This is a genomic window from Citrobacter portucalensis (genome assembly GCF_023374935.1).
In the GTDB taxonomy this organism is placed as follows: Bacteria; Pseudomonadota; Gammaproteobacteria; order Enterobacterales; family Enterobacteriaceae; genus Citrobacter; species Citrobacter portucalensis.
The window spans coordinates 5,008,519-5,026,173 of sequence record NZ_CP092466.1 but is presented as its reverse complement, the minus strand read 5'-3'; the positions used below and the strand labels follow the sequence as shown (position 1 = coordinate 5,026,173).

General features: G+C 54.2%; 17 protein-coding genes. 10 read left to right on the top strand and 7 right to left on the bottom strand.

Annotation, left to right across the window (positions count from 1 at the left end; all coding sequences use genetic code 11):
* Positions 1-454 precede the first annotated feature (454 nt).
* From hemY to hemC, 4 genes are read right to left on the bottom strand one after another with little or no spacing between them, the layout of a single operon-like run.
* Complete coding sequence (hemY, locus tag LY264_RS24220; protein ID WP_048227522.1) at positions 455-1,654, bottom strand: protoheme IX biogenesis protein HemY; 1,200 nt, start codon at positions 1,652-1,654, stop codon at positions 455-457.
* A 2-nt stretch (positions 1,655-1,656) separates the two neighbouring features.
* Positions 1,657-2,832, bottom strand: coding sequence for a uroporphyrinogen-III C-methyltransferase (hemX, locus tag LY264_RS24215; RefSeq protein WP_003828975.1), 1,176 nt, complete (start codon positions 2,830-2,832; stop codon positions 1,657-1,659).
* A gap of 21 nt (positions 2,833-2,853) precedes the next feature.
* A complete protein-coding gene (gene hemD, locus LY264_RS24210) occupies positions 2,854-3,594 on the bottom strand; it encodes a uroporphyrinogen-III synthase (protein ID WP_003828974.1) in 741 nt (246 codons plus the stop codon).
* Positions 3,591-4,532 carry a hydroxymethylbilane synthase gene (gene hemC, locus LY264_RS24205; protein WP_003828972.1) on the bottom strand — a complete coding sequence of 314 codons (942 nt, stop codon included), beginning with the start codon at positions 4,530-4,532 and terminating at the stop codon, positions 3,591-3,593. Before hemC ends, hemD begins: the two co-directional genes overlap by 4 nt.
* A 394-nt stretch (positions 4,533-4,926) precedes the next feature.
* Between hemC and cyaA the strand changes: the two genes are divergently transcribed.
* Positions 4,927-7,473: a class I adenylate cyclase gene (gene cyaA, locus LY264_RS24200; RefSeq protein ID WP_032934207.1), complete on the top strand. Its 2,547-nt coding sequence runs from the start codon at positions 4,927-4,929 to the stop codon at positions 7,471-7,473.
* Positions 7,474-7,548: 75 nt separating this feature from the next.
* On the opposite strand, the gene cyaY is transcribed toward cyaA, so the two are convergent.
* A complete protein-coding gene (gene cyaY, locus LY264_RS24195; RefSeq protein WP_003828967.1) occupies positions 7,549-7,869 on the bottom strand; it encodes an iron donor protein CyaY in 321 nt (106 codons plus the stop codon).
* Between the two features lie 138 nt (positions 7,870-8,007).
* On the opposite strand from cyaY, the gene lptM reads away from it, so the two are divergent.
* From lptM to corA, 8 genes are all read left to right on the top strand, one after another.
* Positions 8,008-8,211: an LPS translocon maturation chaperone LptM gene (gene lptM / locus LY264_RS24190; RefSeq protein ID WP_003017937.1), complete on the top strand. Its 204-nt coding sequence runs from the start codon at positions 8,008-8,010 to the stop codon at positions 8,209-8,211.
* Between the two features lie 49 nt (positions 8,212-8,260).
* Positions 8,261-9,085 carry a diaminopimelate epimerase gene (gene dapF / locus LY264_RS24185; protein ID WP_003017933.1) on the top strand — a complete coding sequence of 275 codons (825 nt, stop codon included), beginning with the start codon at positions 8,261-8,263 and terminating at the stop codon, positions 9,083-9,085.
* Complete coding sequence (locus LY264_RS24180; protein WP_008787084.1) at positions 9,082-9,789, top strand: DUF484 domain-containing protein; 708 nt, start codon at positions 9,082-9,084, stop codon at positions 9,787-9,789. The genes dapF and LY264_RS24180 overlap by 4 nt, the downstream gene beginning before the upstream one ends.
* Complete coding sequence (gene xerC, locus LY264_RS24175) at positions 9,786-10,688, top strand: tyrosine recombinase XerC (protein ID WP_048227524.1); 903 nt, start codon at positions 9,786-9,788, stop codon at positions 10,686-10,688. Before LY264_RS24180 ends, xerC begins: the two co-directional genes overlap by 4 nt.
* Complete coding sequence (gene yigB, locus LY264_RS24170; protein WP_032945701.1) at positions 10,688-11,404, top strand: 5-amino-6-(5-phospho-D-ribitylamino)uracil phosphatase YigB; 717 nt, start codon at positions 10,688-10,690, stop codon at positions 11,402-11,404. Before xerC ends, yigB begins: the two co-directional genes overlap by 1 nt.
* A gap of 88 nt (positions 11,405-11,492) precedes the next feature.
* A complete protein-coding gene (gene uvrD / locus LY264_RS24165; protein ID WP_003828957.1) occupies positions 11,493-13,655 on the top strand; it encodes a DNA helicase II in 2,163 nt (720 codons plus the stop codon).
* 247 nt (positions 13,656-13,902) lie between these two features.
* Positions 13,903-13,959: a YsgD/CorL family protein gene (ysgD, locus tag LY264_RS24160; protein ID WP_212723238.1), complete on the top strand. Its 57-nt coding sequence runs from the start codon at positions 13,903-13,905 to the stop codon at positions 13,957-13,959.
* Between the two features lie 154 nt (positions 13,960-14,113).
* The gene (gene corA / locus LY264_RS24155) at positions 14,114-15,064 is read left to right on the top strand and encodes a magnesium/cobalt transporter CorA (protein ID WP_003017920.1); all 951 of its coding nucleotides are present in this window, start codon (positions 14,114-14,116) and stop codon (positions 15,062-15,064) included.
* 72 nt (positions 15,065-15,136) lie between these two features.
* On the opposite strand, the gene rarD is transcribed toward corA, so the two are convergent.
* Positions 15,137-16,030 (bottom strand): EamA family transporter RarD, encoded by an 894-nt coding sequence (rarD, locus tag LY264_RS24150; protein ID WP_048215218.1) that lies wholly within the window; start codon positions 16,028-16,030, stop codon positions 15,137-15,139.
* 51 nt (positions 16,031-16,081) lie between these two features.
* A complete protein-coding gene (yigI, locus tag LY264_RS24145) occupies positions 16,082-16,549 on the bottom strand; it encodes an acyl-CoA thioesterase YigI (RefSeq protein ID WP_003017917.1) in 468 nt (155 codons plus the stop codon).
* A gap of 165 nt (positions 16,550-16,714) precedes the next feature.
* Between yigI and pldA the strand changes: the two genes are divergently transcribed.
* Positions 16,715-17,584 carry a phospholipase A gene (gene pldA, locus LY264_RS24140; RefSeq protein ID WP_003828947.1) on the top strand — a complete coding sequence of 290 codons (870 nt, stop codon included), beginning with the start codon at positions 16,715-16,717 and terminating at the stop codon, positions 17,582-17,584.
* The last annotated feature ends 71 nt before the right edge of the window (positions 17,585-17,655 follow it).

Here is a 17,655-nt window from a genome sequence, read left to right as displayed (position 1 = left end):
ATTTTGAACCCCGCTTCGGCGGGGTTTTTTGTTTTCTGATTTCCCTTCTTAGCCTTCGCATCTGCGAATTTCCTGAAGTCTTAAAAAGTCCGAATACCTGGTTTTTGCAGTGCAATCGTGGCATGCGTTGTGCAATAATATGCGGGTAGATGCTCATTCCATCTCTTATGTTCGCCATCTGGCCTCATAAACTCAGGAATGATGCAGAGCCGTTTACGGTGCTTATCGTCCACAGACAGATGTCGCTCAGGCCTCATCAAACACCATGGACATAACGTTGAGTGAAGCACCCATTTATGTTGTCATACAGACCTGTTTAACGCCTGCTCCTTACCGAGCGGGCGTTTTTTTATGCATAAACAAAATCCTTCGAGCGACTTCTCGAAGGATTTTGTTTATACGATTGAAAAATATGTAGGCCCGGTAAGCGAAAGCGCCACCGGGCATTCAGGAGTTACTGCGGGGGATTGTTGTTCTGCAGCGTCAACATCAGGCCATCACGGCGCATGGTGGCGGCTTCTTCCGGCTGGTGCAGTCTGTCCAGCGCGTCAGCAAGCCAGGCGTAGTCATAGGCATCCGGGCGCTGTTTGAGAGCGGCACGGAAGGCGAGCGTAGCTTCCTGCCATTCCCCATGCTTCATTAACGACTGACCCAGCGTACTCCACAGCAACGGGCGATCGCCCACGGCTTTAATCTGCTGGCGCAGCACTTTTTCTATCTGTTCCGGATTATTGGTTTTCAGACGCGGGATCGGCAGCACCAGGCGGTCATCGTACTGACGTTTCAAACCATCAATGATGACCTGCTGCGCCGTATCGTGATCGTCACACTCAATCAGATGTTCAGCCATCGCCACCTGCAGGGCAACCTGATGACGGGTTTTACGGCTCTGGTTTTTCCACCATGCACGCAGCCCCTCGCTGCCCTGATCGGCGCGGACTTGATCCATCAAGCCAACCCATGCCTGTTGTTCCAGCATGGCGCGGTGCTCGTCATCACCCACATGCGCTTTTGCCATGGATGGGATGATATCCAGCAAGGAACTCCATGCGCCGGTGCGTATGTAGGCCTGCTCAGCCAGACGCAGCACTTCCGGATGGCGCGGCGTCACTTCCAGCAGTTTGTCTACGCTGTGGCGTGCAGCGTGATTTTCATTACGCGCCAGTTGCAGGCGAACGCGAGCGATTTCTACCGGGATCGTATCATTTCCGGCCAGTTCGGCAGCACGCTCAAGGTGTTGGTTGGCGCGCGCTTCGTCACCGCGCTGCTGAGCCGCTTCTGCCGCCAGCAGGTAATTCACTACCGGCTGTTCTGCATGATCGGCATTTTTCGACATCAGCTTCTCAACCTGCTGATAGTCACCTTCTGCCAGTTTGAGTAGGGCCTGTTCGGTCTGCTTACGGGCGCGACGGCGCTTACGACCCACAAACCACCCACGGGTATGTGCGCCGGTGCGGAAAATTCGGCGCAACAGCCATTCAATCGCAAACAGGACGACCATGGCGACGATCAGGATGATCACCAGGCCCGTCACGCTGGTTTCGATATTGTAGTTATCCGTCTGGATCAGCACGTAACCCTGATGACCAGCTATCATCGGACCGACGACGATCCCGCCGATCAACAGCACAAAGAGCAACAATACTTTTAGCATCATTATTCTCCTTGCGGCGCGGTTGCCGGAGCGTCTGTCGAAGGCGCTGGCGCTGCTGCTACCGGTGCTGTGGCAGGCTGCGCCAGTAAATTACGTACGCGGGTCTGCATTAACTTGTCGAGAATAGCCTGGCTCTGCAGCGTTTCCGGAACATCCATACTGATGCTTTGCTGGCTCAGTTGGTCTACTTCTTCAAGGAACGCTTTGGTCGCTGCATCGTCGGTGTCGTAGTAAGCACGCACCCATGTGGAGACATTTTCCAGCGCCTGGCGGTATGTCTCTTCCTGATGACGCGGCACGGCCTGTGCGGCCACTAACAGACGAGAACGGATGTTCTCACGTAAGTAAACGTCCTGGTTCGGTGCCAGCAGCGGGACGGCGGTTTCATCACGACGACGAATAGTGATGAAGCTGTCCATAAAGTTCTGCCAGCTTTTTTGCAGATTGACGCGCCATTCGCTAATCGAGCTGGAAAGCTCGCTGCTGTCGGAGTCCATTGGTGAATCGTCGGTGTCGTTGTCGGCCAGACGCAGGTTATCAATCTGATTAGAGAGCTGATTCACTTTCAGGATAATGCCGTCATAGTCGACCTGAGTCACCGCGGAGAGGCTCGCGATGTCGTCAGTAATCGCACGTCGCGCGGTAATTAAGCTCGGGTCGTTCATATCTGCCAGACTGGCGTCGGCGCTTTTCAACAGCGCCGCGGCGGTGGTGACGTCCTGATCGCTCCATAATTTACGACCGGCCAGTTTCACCAGAAAATCAGCCTGCGCCAGCAGCCATGTGCCAGCATCGCTGCCGGAGATGGTGGCGACTTTTTGCTGGACCTCATCAAGCTGTTTGACCAGCGCGGCCTGCTGGCGAGTGGCTTCATCCAGCTGTGTTGCCTGCTGTTTAATAATGCCTTCCAGCTCAGCTTTTTGGCTTTCCTGCGCTTTTTGCAGCGCCGTCAGCTGGTTCGCCAGCGCATCGCTGGTTGCCGTTTGTGTTGTTGCCTGTTGTTTCCCCCAGCCGTACAGCCCAACGCCTGCAGCCAGCGCAATAGCAATCGCCACAGCGCTCAGAATCAGCGCCGTGCTGTTCTTACTCTTTTTTTCAGTATTAACTGGCTGTGACGTGGTTTCCACGGCCTCCCTGGTCTCTTCAACCACGGCGGAGGATTTTTCTTGTTCCGTCATTATGGCATCCCATTATGAGAGTTATTGTAATGCGCGTAGTAGCGCATCGTTGTCGGCGTTATCAGCGACCTTAATATCTTGCCAGCCCAGTTCCCGGGCGAGGTGCGCCAGACGCTCACTGACGACCAACAGCCGACAGCGTAGTAACCAGTGCTCACGATACCACTGCGGAATGAGCGACCAGAGCTGTTGTAGCATCTCTCCGCTGGTGACAACCACCGTGGTTACGCCACGAGATTGCCAGCGCATAGCTTCTTCCGCACCATCGTAATGTTTTGCACTGCGTTGATAACATTCACAAAAATCGACATCGGCTCCGCGTGCCGTCAGGGTTTCACCTATCAGCTCCCGGCCACCGTTGCCGCGTAATATAAGCGCGCGTTTTCCCGCAATATTTTGTAATTCAGGTAATTGTAGCAAGACTTCGCTAATTTCCCGATCCAGAGGGTAGTGAATATTGAAGCCGCTAACAGTATGCAGCGCCAGCGCCGTTGTACGGCCAATGGCAAAATAACGCGGAAGGGATGGCCAGCTTTTCTCTTGCTGGCGAAGCTCGGCATCTGCAAAGGTGACGGCGTGCTGCGAGAGAGCGAAGACCAGATCGTTCTCCGTCAGCGCCGACAGTCGGGAAGCAACCGTTGCCAGTTCCCGACCAGGTGAAAACTCGATGAGCGGAAAACTCCAGGCCACCTGCCCCAGTGTGCGCAGTCGGCTCACTAACTCTTCCCCTGCGGGAGACGGGCGGGTGACCAGAATACTCATGCGGGGGCTTCTCCGTTATAAACTTCCGCCAGAATGGCGCGCGCACCGTTCTCCAGCAGTTCTTCTGCCAGAGAGATGCCCATCTGTTCGGCATCTTGTGTAGCGCCGCGACGTTCTCCGCATACCATCTGTGAACCGTCTGGCGCGCCGACCAGCGCACGTAGCCAAATCTCACCGTCGATGATTTCGGCATAGCTACCAATAGGTACCTGACATCCCCCTTCCAGGCGGGTGTTCATGGCGCGTTCTGCTTTGACGCGTAGCGCGGTCTCTTCATGGTTGAGCGGCGCTAACAGCGCCTGAGTGCGCATATCATCCAGTCGACATTCTATGCCTACTGCGCCTTGCCCGACAGCGGGCAGGGAGACTTCCGGCGGCAGAGCGGTGCGGACTCGCGACTCAAGACCTAAACGTTTTAATCCGGCGACTGCCAGAATAATGGCGTCATAATCGCCGTTATCCAGTTTGCTGAGGCGCGTGCCTACGTTGCCGCGCAGCGAACGGATGACGAGATCCGGGCGACGCTTCGCCAACTGGCACTGGCGGCGCAAACTGGATGTCCCGACGATGCTGCCTGCGGGGAGTTCATCCAGCGAGTTGTACTTATTTGAGACGAAAGCATCACGCGGATCCTCTCGCTCACAAATGGTGACCAGTCCAAGACCGTCAGGGAATTCAACCGGCACATCCTTCATGGAATGCACAGCGATATCGGCGCGTTTTTCCAGCAGCGCGACTTCCAGCTCTTTAACAAACAACCCTTTCCCCCCAACCTTCGCCAGCGGGGTATCAAGGATCACATCGCCACGGGTTACCATAGGAACCAGTTCCACGATCAGACCGGGGTGGTTTGCCATTAAGGCGTCTTTGACATAATGTGCCTGCCAGAGCGCAAGGGGGCTTTGGCGTGTGGCAATTCTCAAAACATTGTCTAACATGCTTGTTACCGTCATTATCAATCATTGACCATCCTAACATCCTTATCAAAGGGATGTCAGCGTTACGCTCAAACGTAAGTGAGAGGAAAAGGCGCTGCATCATCACTGGCAGTGAATAATGACGAGAAACCTCCCGACCGTATGAAGGAATTTACACGTAACGAACGGTGCTACACTTGTATGTAGCGCATCTTTCTTTACGGTCAATGAGCAAGGTGTTAAATTGATCACGTTTTAGACCATTTTTTCGGCTGAACAGCATAAAAAAATATGGGCGAAAAACAGGTAACGGTTATTTTTGACATACGGTTTATCCGAATTGATGGCGATTATTGTGCGCGCTTGCGCCGCGGCAATCGACAACATGACGGATAGCAACATCAGGCGATACGTCTTGTACCTCTATATTGAGACTCTGAAACAGAGACTGGATGCCATAAATCAACTGCGTGTGGATCGCGCGCTTGCTGCCATGGGACCTGCCTTCCAGCAGGTATACAGTCTGCTGCCGACATTATTGCACTACCACCATCCGCTAATGCCGGGTTACCTCGATGGTAACGTTCCCAAAGGCATATGCTTTTACACGCCTGATGAAACCCAACGCCACTACCTGAACGAACTGGAACTGTACCGCGGTATGTCGCCGCAGGATCCTCCCAAGGGCGAACTGCCGATCACCGGCGTTTACTCAATGGGTAGCACCTCTTCGGTAGGGCAAAGCTGTTCCTCTGACCTTGATATCTGGGTCTGCCATCAATCCTGGCTGGATAGCGAAGAGCGCCAGCTGCTGCAGCGAAAATGTAGCCTGCTGGAAAGCTGGGCCGCCTCGCTGGGCGTAGAAGTCAGTTTCTTCCTGATTGATGAAAACCGTTTCCGTCACAATGAAAGCGGCAGTCTGGGTGGTGAAGACTGTGGCTCGACGCAGCATATCCTGTTGCTTGATGAATTCTATCGCACCGCTGTGCGCCTCGCGGGTAAACGTATTCTGTGGAATATGGTGCCGGGCGACGAAGAAGAGCATTACGACGATTACGTCATGACGCTCTACGCACAGGGGGTGTTAACGCCAAACGAATGGCTGGATCTCGGCGGGCTCAGTTCGCTTTCCGCCGAAGAGTACTTTGGCGCCAGCCTCTGGCAGTTGTACAAGAGTATCGACTCCCCGTACAAAGCGGTGCTGAAAACGCTGCTGCTGGAAGCCTATTCCTGGGAATACCCAAATCCACGCCTGTTGGCGAAAGATATTAAACAGCGCCTGCATGACGGCGAGATCGTCTCTTTTGGTCTCGATCCTTACTGCATGATGCTGGAGCGCGTTACCGAGTACCTCACGGCGATCGAAGATCCGACGCGCCTGGATTTAGTGCGTCGATGTTTCTACTTAAAAGTGTGTGAGAAACTGAGCCGTGAGCGCGCCTGCGTGGGCTGGCGTCGTGAAGTATTAAGTCAGTTAGTGAAAGAGTGGGGCTGGGATGACGCCCGTCTGACCATGCTGGATAACCGTGCTAACTGGAAGATTGACCAGGTACGCGAAGCACATAACGAACTGCTCGATGCGATGATGCAGAGCTATCGTAACCTGATCCGCTTTGCGCGGCGCAATAACCTCAGCGTCAGCGCCAGCCCGCAGGATATCGGCGTGCTGACCCGTAAGCTGTATGCCGCGTTTGAAGCGTTGCCGGGTAAAGTCACGCTGGTGAACCCACAGATATCTCCGGATCTCTCGGAACCGAATCTGACCTTTATCCATGTACCGCCGGGTCGTGCCAACCGTTCAGGTTGGTATCTCTACAACCGCGCGCCTAACATGGACTCGATCATCAGCCATCAGCCGCTGGAATATAACCGCTATCTCAACAAGCTGGTGGCGTGGGCCTGGTTCAATGGCCTGCTGACCTCGCGTACGCATTTGTTTATTAAGGGCAACGGCATTGTTGATTTGCCGAAGCTGCAGGAAATGGTCGCCGACGTGTCGCACCACTTCCCGCTGCGACTGCCTGCACCAACGCCGAAAGCGCTCTATAGCCCATGCGAAATTCGCCATCTGGCGATTATCGTTAACCTCGAATATGACCCAACGGCCGCATTCCGTAATCAGGTGGTACATTTTGATTTCCGTAAGCTGGACGTCTTCAGCTTTGGCGAAGAGCAAAATTGCCTGGTAGGAAGCGTCGACCTGCTGTACCGCAACTCGTGGAATGAAGTGCGTACGCTGCACTTCAACGGCGAGCAGGCGATGATTGAAGCGTTAAAAACGATTCTGGGCAAAATGCACCAGGATGCCGCGCCGCCAGATAGCGTCGAGGTCTTCTGCTATAGCCAGCATCTGCGCGGTTTAATTCGCACCCGCGTCCAGCAACTGGTGTCTGAGTGCATCGAACTACGCCTCTCCAGCACCCGTCAGGAAACCGGACGTTTCAAAGCGCTGCGTGTTTCCGGCCAGACGTGGGGATTGTTCTTCGAACGCCTGAACGTTTCGGTACAGAAGCTGGAAAACGCAATTGAATTCTATGGCGCAATTTCACATAACAAACTGCACGGGCTTTCCGTCCAGGTTGAGACCAACCATGTGAAACTGCCGTCGGTGGTCGACGGTTTTGCCAGCGAAGGGATTATTCAGTTCTTTTTCGAAGAAACGGGTGATGAGCAGGGCTTTAATATCTACATTCTGGACGAAAGCAATCGGGCCGAGGTGTATCACCACTGCGAAGGTAGCAAAGAGGAGTTGGTACGCGACGTCAGCCGTTTCTACTCATCGTCGCACGATCGTTTTACCTACGGCTCCAGCTTCATCAACTTTAACCTGCCGCAGTTCTATCAGATTGTGAAAACCGACGGGCGCGCGCAGGTGATTCCGTTCCGCACCCAGCCGATTAGCGCTGTCCCGCCAGCCAGTCAGGACAACGACACGCCGCTGTTACAGCAGTATTTCTCGTGAGTTAACTTGCCCGGTGGCGCTATGTTTACCGGGCCTACAGTAGGCCGGATAAGCAAAGCGCATCCGGCAAATAAATCAACGGAAGCTCACCTCTTCACCCGCCTGCTGCGTTGCCGCCTGTTCCAACAGATCCCAGAACGTTTCGCCGCTCCGGTCGCAGATCCACTCGTCGCCTTTCAGGTCAAAGTGGTAGCCGCCCTGTTTGGTCGCCAGCCACACCTGGTGCAGCGGCTCCTGACGGTTAATGATAATTTTGCTGCCGTTTTCGAAGCTGATGGTCAGCACGCCGCCGTTGATCTCACAATCGATATCGCTGTCGCCATCCCAGTCATCCAGACGTTCTTCAATGGTCATCCACAGGGTGTCAGCAAGGCGATGAAATTCACTGTCGTTCATTTTCTTATCCTATTTTTCGTGATGCCCGCAGTATAACGTGGAATAAATCGCGATGCAGTTTTTAGCCAAACTCTTGCTTTTACGCCTTCTCCTGCGATGATAGAAAACAGAAAGCATGAACTTTACAGGCAATCCATAATGAAAAACGTGTTAAAGCCACTCGCTGTCATTTTTACTCTGTTCAGCCTGACGGGCTGTGGGTTAAAAGGCCCGCTCTATTTCCCGCCAGCTGATAAAACCGCGCCGCCTCCGACCAAGAGCGTTCAGCCGCAATCGCAATCCACCACGCCTGAGAAAAACGATCGTGGGATTAGTGATGGGCCTTCTCAGGTGAATTACTAACGGCAGGAATAGATTTTACATTTCTGTACCCGCGTGAACGGAGTGAATGATGCAATTCTCTAAAATGCATGGCCTTGGCAACGATTTTATGGTCGTCGACGCGGTAACGCAGAATGTCTTTTTCTCACCAGAGCTGATCCGCCGCCTGGCCGACAGACATCTCGGCGTTGGATTTGATCAGCTGCTGGTGGTTGAGCCTCCGTATGATCCGGAGCTGGATTTCCACTACCGTATTTTTAATGCCGACGGCAGTGAAGTGTCACAGTGTGGCAATGGCGCCCGCTGTTTTGCCCGTTTTGTTCGCCTGAAAGGGCTGACTAATAAACGTGATATTCGCGTCAGTACCGCGAATGGTCGTATGGTATTAACCGTAACCGACGACGAGCTGGTGCGGGTGAATATGGGCGAACCCAATTTTGAACCCTCGCAGGTTCCTTTTCGCGCTAACAAAGCAGAGAAGACCTATATTATGCGCGCGGCCGAACAGACAGTATTGTGCGGCGTGGTTTCAATGGGGAACCCGCACTGCGTGATTCAGGTTGATGATGTTGATACGGCCACGGTAGAAACACTGGGACCGGTTCTGGAAAGCCACGAACGCTTCCCTGAACGCGCCAATATCGGATTTATGCAGGTGGTAAAACGCGAGCATATCCGACTGCGCGTCTATGAGCGCGGCGCGGGTGAAACGCAGGCCTGCGGCAGCGGTGCGTGCGCTGCCGTTGCGGTCGGTATCCAGCAGGGTCTGCTGGCAGAAGAAGTGAGGGTGGAATTACCGGGCGGTCGACTTGATATCGCCTGGAAAGGTCCGGGTCATCCGCTGTATATGACTGGCCCGGCGGCACATGTCTACGACGGATTTATTCACTTATGAAGCAACCAGGGGAAGAACTACAGGAAACGCTCATGGAGCTGGACGACCGGGCGGTCGTCGATTACCTGCAACGTAATCCTGAGTTTTTTATCCGTAATGCCCAGGCCGTTGAAGCGATGCGAGTTCCGCACCCAGTGCGGGGCACGGTCTCTTTAGTGGAATGGCATATGGCGCGGGCGCGTAATCATATTAACGTGCTGGAAGAGAACATGGCGTTGTTGATGGAACAAGCCAACGCCAATGAAAGCCTGTTCTATCGTCTGTTAAATCTGCAAGGGCGGCTGGTGTCGGCCAGCAGTCTTGACGACATGCTGATGCGATTTCATCGCTGGGCGCGTGAGTTAGGGCTGGCCGGAGCGACGGTTCGTCTGTTCCCGGATCGCTGGCGACTTGGCGCGCCATCAAAATTCACCCATCTGGCATTAAGCCGTCAGGCTTTTGAACCGCTGCGTATCCAGCGTCTGGGTCAGTCACAGCACTATCTTGGGCCGCTCAATGGTCCGGAATTGCTGGTCATGATGCCGGAGGCGAAAGCCATAGGCTCGGTGGCGATGTCGATGCTCGGGCAAGATGGCTCTCTGGGCGTGATGCTGTTTAGCAGCCGTGACGTTAATCATTACCAGCAGGGGCAAGGCACGCAATTGCTGCAGGAAATCTCGCTGATGTTGCCGGAACTGCTGGAGCGCTGGATTGAACGCGTATGACCGATTCACCCCTTTCTCAGGATGTGGCGCGCTTTTTGCGCTATCTGGGCGTTGAGCGTCAGCTTAGCCCGGTCACATTGCTTAATTATCAGCGTCAGCTTGATGCCATCATTGCGTTATCCGGAGAGACCGGTCTGCAAAGCTGGCAACAATGTGATGCTGCGATGGTACGTAGTTTTGCTGTTCGCAGCCGTCGTAAAGGACTGGGGCCGGCGAGTCTGGCACTGCGTCTCTCCGCGTTACGCAGTTTCTTCGATTGGCTGGTTAATCAGGGCGAGCTGAAAGCTAATCCGGCAAAAAGCGTTTCCGCGCCGAAAGCACCGCGTCATCTCCCTAAAAATATCGATGTCGACGATGTTAATCGTCTGCTGGATATCGATCTCAACGATCCCCTTGCTGTGCGCGATAGAGCAATGCTGGAAGTGATGTACGGCGCGGGTCTGCGTTTATCTGAGTTGGTTGGGCTGGATATTAAACATCTCGACCTCGACACCGGCGAAGTGTGGGTGATGGGTAAGGGCAGTAAAGAGCGTCGTCTGCCGATTGGCCGCAACGCGGTGGCTTGGATTGAGCACTGGCTGGATCTACGCGGGCTATTTGGCAGCGATGACGATGCGCTATTTCTGTCCAAACTGGGCAAACGTATCTCGGCGCGTAACGTGCAGAAACGATTTGCTGAATGGGGTATCAAGCAGGGGCTGAACAGCCACGTACATCCCCACAAATTGCGTCACTCCTTTGCGACGCATATGCTTGAGTCGAGCGGCGATCTGCGCGGAGTGCAGGAGTTATTGGGGCATGCCAATCTCTCCACGACCCAAATCTATACCCATCTTGATTTTCAACACCTGGCTTCAGTGTACGATGCGGCGCATCCGCGCGCCAAACGGGGGAAATAATGCGTTTTTACCGGCCTTTGGGGCGCATTTCTGCGCTCACCTTTGACCTTGATGACACCCTTTACGATAACCGTCCCGTTATCACACGCACCGAGCAGGAAGCGCTCGCGTTTGTACAGAATTACCACCCGGCGTTGAATTCGCTGCAAAATAGCGACCTACAGCGCTTACGTCAGGCCGTTCGCGACGCTGAGCCGGAAATCTATCACGACGTTACCCAATGGCGTCACCGCGCCGTAGAGCGCGCTATGCTGGAGGCGGGGTTGTCAGCGGCAGAAGCCAGAATGGGGGCGAATGCGGCGATGATGAATTTTGCCAAATGGCGTAGCCGCATTGAAGTCCCGCAGACGACGCATGACACGCTGAAGGCGCTGGCTCGCAAATGGCCGCTGGTGGCGATCACCAACGGTAACGCGCAGCCGGAACTGTTTGGCCTGGGTGATTACTTTGAGTTTGTGCTGCGCGCCGGTCCCGACGGGCGATCAAAACCCTTTAGCGACATGTACACCTTGGCGGCGGAAAAACTGAAAATGCCTGTGGGTGAGATTCTGCACGTGGGTGATGACCTGACGACGGACGTCGCGGGCGCCATCCGTTGTGGTATGCAGGCCTGCTGGATCAAACCGGAAAATGCCGACCTGATGCAAACCGCAGACAGTCGTTTGCTTCCGCATATCGAAATTTCACAGTTGGCATCTCTGACCTCGCTGATATAATCACCAGCAGAACTCTGTATATATACCCAGCTTTTTGGCGGATGGCGCTACGCTAATCCGCCTTACCTACTTTTACGCGGCGGTGCCAATGGACGTTTCTTACCTGCTCGACAGCCTTAATGATAAACAGCGTGAAGCGGTGGCCGCGCCACGCAGCAACATGCTGGTTCTGGCAGGCGCGGGGAGTGGTAAAACGCGCGTGCTGGTGCACCGTATCGCCTGGTTACTGACGGTTGAGAATAACTCGCCGTACTCCATTATGGCGGTGACCTTTACCAACAAAGCGGCGGCGGAAATGCGCCACCGTATCGGCCAGATCATGGGAACCAGCCAGGGCGGTATGTGGGTGGGGACATTCCACGGTCTGGCGCACCGTCTGCTGCGCGCGCACCATATGGATGCGAACCTGCCGCAGGATTTTCAGATCCTCGACAGTGAAGACCAACTGCGTTTGCTCAAGCGTCTGATCAAAGCGATGAACCTTGATGAGAAGCAGTGGCCACCGCGTCAGGCGATGTGGTTCATCAACAGCCAGAAAGACGAAGGGCTGCGTCCGCATCATCTGCAAAGCTACGGCAACCCGGTTGAGCAAACCTGGCAGAAAGTGTATCAGGCTTACCAGGAAGCGTGTGACCGCGCGGGGCTGGTGGATTTCGCCGAGCTGCTGCTGCGCGCCCACGAGCTGTGGCTCAACAAACCGCATATCCTGCAGCACTACCGCGAACGTTTTACCAATATCCTGGTGGACGAATTTCAGGATACCAACAACATTCAGTACGCGTGGATCCGCCTGCTGGCGGGCGATACCGGCAAGGTAATGATCGTCGGCGATGACGATCAGTCAATCTACGGCTGGCGCGGAGCGCAGGTGGAGAACATCCAGCGCTTTCTCACGGATTTCCCCGGCGCAGAAACTATTCGCCTGGAGCAGAACTACCGCTCGACTAACAATATCCTCAGCGCGGCCAACGCCCTGATTGAAAACAACAACGGGCGTCTGGGTAAAAAGCTGTGGACCGATGGCGTCGACGGCGAGCCGATCTCGCTGTATTGCGCGTTCAACGAACTCGATGAAGCGCGCTTTGTGGTCAATCGTATCAAGACCTGGCAGGACAACGGCGGTGCGCTGGAACAATGCGCCATTCTGTATCGCAGCAACGCCCAGTCGCGCGTACTGGAAGAGGCGTTGTTACAGGCCAGCATGCCGTATCGGATTTATGGTGGGATGCGTTTCTTCGAACGCCAGGAAATCAAAGATGCGCTCTCTTACCTGCGCCTGATCGCCAACCGCAATGACGACGCCGCATTTGAGCGCGTGGTGAATACGCCCACCCGCGGGATTGGCGATCGTACTTTAGATGTGGTGCGTCAGACCTCCCGCGACCGCCAGCTAACGCTGTGGCAGGCCTGTCGTGAGTTGTTGCAGGAAAAAGCCCTCGCGGGGCGCGCCGCCAGCGCCTTACAGCGCTTTATGGAGCTGATTGACGCACTGGCGCAGGAGACCGCCGATATGCCGCTGCACGTGCAGACTGACCGGGTGATTAAAGACTCCGGCCTGCGCATGATGTACGAGCAGGAAAAAGGCGAGAAAGGCCAGACGCGTATCGAAAACTTAGACGAACTGGTGACGGCAACGCGCCAGTTCAGCTACAACGAAGAAGATGAAGACTTAATGCCGCTGCAGGCGTTCCTGTCTCACGCCGCGCTGGAAGCGGGCGAAGGGCAGGCGGATACCTGGCAGGATGCGGTACAGCTGATGACGCTGCACTCGGCGAAAGGTCTGGAGTTCCCGCAGGTGTTTATCGTGGGGATGGAAGAAGGTATGTTCCCCAGCCAGATGTCGCTGGACGAAGGTGGTCGCCTCGAAGAAGAGCGCCGCCTGGCTTACGTAGGCGTGACCCGTGCAATGCAAAAGCTGACGCTGACCTACGCCGAAACGCGTCGTCTGTACGGCAAAGAGGTTTACCATCGTCCGTCGCGCTTTATCGGCGAACTGCCGGAAGCGTGCGTTGAAGAGGTTCGCCTGCGCGCCACTGTCAGCCGACCGGTGAGCCATCAGCGGATGGGTACGCCAATGGCGGAAAATGATACCGGCTATAAGCTCGGCCAGCGCGTGCGCCACGCTAAATTTGGCGAGGGCACCATCGTCAACCTGGAAGGAAGCGGCGAACACAGTCGTTTGCAGGTCGCGTTCCAGGGGCAGGGGATCAAATGGCTGGTTGCCGCCTACGCCAGACTGGAAACGGTATGATCGCCTGATGTCGCTGCGCTTATCAGGCCTACGCGGAACGTAATATTTTGATTTGTAGGCCGGATAAGGCGAAGCCGCCATCCGGCTATCTGTCGGTTAATATTCTGAAATCATAGATAAATAATTCCCCTCTGCTAACCTTTCTGTATAAGGGGAAATTATTACTTTTTCGCCATCCGTTGCGTGTTGACGTCAAAATTTTGCTGGCGTAACATGCGCGCACGATTACGCTAAGAGGACATTCGCCTTGGACACACCCAGTAGATACTGGCTCATTATCCTGTCATCCAGGATCAACTCCTAAGGCTATCCCTTTTTGCTGATAGCCTTCGCGGTTGTCAGCGACCTTCTGTTTTTTCCCGTCGCGCTGAGTCAGGCTGTTTAATGGTCTGAAACCCAATTTGTTTCTGTGTGCCCTCCGAACTGTCCGATAATTTTTTGCATTGGGAGTCCCGGTCATGCTGAGCGCATTTCAACTGGAAAACAATCGTTTAACTCGCCTTGAGGCAGACGAGATCGAGCACCTGGCCAGTTCGGTTTGGGTCGATTTAGTCGAGCCGGATGACGAAGAACGAAACCGTGTGCAAAAGGACTTGGGCCAGAATCTGGCTACGCGCCCTGAACTGGAAGACATCGAAGCATCCGCACGTTTTTTTGAAGACGAAGACGGTCTGCACATCCACTCCTTCTTCTTTTACGAAGACGCCGACGATCACGCGGGTAACTCAACCGTCGCATTTACCATTCGCGAAGGCCGCCTGTTTACTCTGCGCGAGCGCGAACTGCCGGCCTTCCGCCTGTACCGCATGCGTGCGCGTAACCAGGCGATGGTGGATGGCAACGCCTACGAGCTGTTGCTCGACCTGTTCGAAACCAAAATTGAACAGCTGGCAGATGAGATCGAAAACATCTACAGCGACCTGGAAAAACTCAGCCGTGTGATCATGGAAGGGCGTCAGGGCGATGAGTATGACGAAGCGCTGTCGACGTTGGCGGAACTGGAAGATATCGGCTGGAAGGTACGTCTGTGTCTGATGGATACCCAGCGCGCGCTGAACTTCCTGGTGCGTAAAGCGCGTTTGCCGGGCAGTCAGCTGGAGCAGGCGCGTGAGATCCTGCGCGATATCGAGTCACTGCTGCCTCATAATGAATCGCTGTTCCAGAAGGTTAACTTCCTGATGCAGGCGGCGATGGGTTTTATCAACATCGAGCAGAACCGCATCATCAAGATCTTCTCGGTGGTTTCTGTGGTATTCCTGCCGCCGACGCTGGTGGCTTCCAGCTACGGGATGAACTTTGAGTTTATGCCGGAATTGCACTGGAGCTTCGGTTACCCGGGCGCGATTGTCTTTATGATGCTCGCGGGTCTGGCGCCGTATCTGTACTTTAAGCGCAAGAACTGGCTGTAATAACTGTACTTATCCGGCCTACGGCGATGTGCTTTTGTAGGCCGGATAAGCGAAGCGCCATCCGGCACTCCCCTAGCTCCGACGAACCCGTCGTTGCGTATAAATCGCATCCATCACGAAAATCGCCAGCGCCACCCAGATAAACGCAAACGTGACCATTTTATCCGTTCCCGGAACTTCACCATAGAAGGTGACGGCCAGCAGGAACATCAGCGTAGGCCCGATATACTGGAAGAATCCCAGCGTTGACAGACGCAGGCGGGTTGCCGCGCCGGTAAAGCACAGCAGCGGAATAGTGGTCACGACACCCGCGGCAATCAGCAGCAGGTTGAGCGAGATGGGGTTTTGCCCCATATGGCTGGTTGAGCTGTCCGCAATGCCAAACAGATAGATGGCGGCGACAGGTAAAAGCCACAGGGTTTCGATCAGCATGCCGGTTTGTGCTTCGACGGCAATCTTCTTGCGCACCAGCCCATAGAACGCAAAGCTGAACGCCAGTCCCAGCGCGATTATTGGCAGCGATCCGAAGGTCCACAGCTGTACCAGCACGCCGCAGGCGGCTAACAGTACCGCCAGCCACTGCATGCGACGAAAGCGCTCACCGAGGAATAGCATTCCCAGCACAATATTCACCAGTGGGTTAATAAAATAGCCGAGGCTGGCTTCCAGCATATGGTGATTATTGACCGCCCAAATGAACAGCAGCCAGTTTCCGCCGATGAGCACTGCAGAGAGCGCCAGCAGGAAGATCTTCTTTGGCGTTTGTAGCAGCGTTTTGACGCCTGACCACTGGCGGCTGATGCTCATCAGTACCACCATAAAGAAAAATGACCAGATGACGCGGTGCGTCAGGATCTCATCCGCCGGAACATAGTAAATCAGCTTGAAGTAGGCGGGAGCGATACCCCAAATAAAATAAGCAGCAAGAGCGAGTAGCACGCCCTGCCGCGTTTGTTTAGCATCCATCGGGAAAACTCATTGCAGAAATGTAACAGCAGTTTACCTTTTTTTAGGCACTTACCCCACCATATAAGTGGCGGTTGCGCTGGCAATATAAAGCTGTTCTTCGTTATGCAATTCCACGCGCGCAACAGCGACTTTATTACCCGCCCGCAGCAGGCTGCTGGTGGCGGTAAAGCGATTCCCTCTTCCGGGGCGCAGATAATCAACGCGCAAATCGATTGTTCCCATGCGTGACATCCGCTGACGCAGTTCGTCCTCGCTGATCGTCTCATGGCGGGTCAGCGTACTCCCAACGCATACCAGCCCGGCGGCGACGTCCAGCGCCGAGGCGATCACGCCGCCATGCAGAATGCTTTGCGCCCAGTTGCCGACCATCATCGGTTGGTTATTAAAGGCTAATTGAGCAAATTCTTTCTCATAGCGTTCGAGCTCCAGTCCCAGCGCCCGGTTAAACGGCATATGATAGACAAACATTTCACCCACTAACTTCAGCGCTTCCTCAGCAGTAAGTACGGCAGACATACGATCCCTACATCTCGGTGGTTAATGAAATGTTGATATTATGCTTATTATTTGTTGTTTTCTACTTTAGGACGGGATAACTAACGAGGAACTAGCTAAGTATGTAGAATACTTGCCAGATAATTATACAATTCATCAATATTTTGGTTCAGGAGAACATTACCGATGCGGGCGATTCTGGGATGGTTACTACCAGCAATTATGCTGCCGTTGACCGCTTATGCGCAGGAAGCGACAGTGAAAGAGATTCATGATGCACCGGCGGTTCGTGGCAGTATTATCGCCAATATGCTGCAGGAACATGACAACCCTTTCACGCTTTATCCTTATGACACCAACTATCTTATTTACACCAATACCAGCGACATGAACAAAGAGGCGATCAGCAGTTATAGCTGGTCCGAAAATGCGCGCAAAGATGAGGTTAAGTTTCAGCTAAGCCTGGCGTTTCCGCTCTGGCGCGGGATATTAGGCCCAAACTCGGTACTTGGCGGTTCCTATACCCAGAAGTCCTGGTGGCAGCTTTCGAACAGTGAAGAGTCTTCACCGTTTCGCGAAACCAACTACGAACCGCAGTTGTTCCTCGGTTTCGCCACCGACTATCGCTTTGCCGGTTGGACGCTTCGTGATGTCGAAATGGGTTATAACCATGACTCCAACGGCCGTTCCGATCCCACGTCACGTAGCTGGAACCGTCTTTATACCCGTCTGATGGCTGAAAATGGTAACTGGCTGGTGGAAGTTAAGCCGTGGTACGTGATTGGTAGCACCGACGATAACCCTGATATCACTAAATACATGGGCTACTATCAGCTGAAAATGGGGTATCACCTGGGGGACGCGGTTATCAGCGTGAAAGGCCAGTACAACTGGAATACCGGCTACGGCGGCGCAGAGCTGGGGGCCAGTTACCCCATCACGAAGCATGTGCGTCTATACACTCAGGTCTACAGTGGTTACGGCGAATCGCTGATTGACTACAACTTCAATCAGACGCGTGTCGGTGTGGGCGTGATGCTCAACGATATCTTCTGATAAGTATTGAGAGTATTTTAATCATTGCAGTTTCTCTCTCAGGCGCTGAAAATAGCGCCTGTTTTTATTTC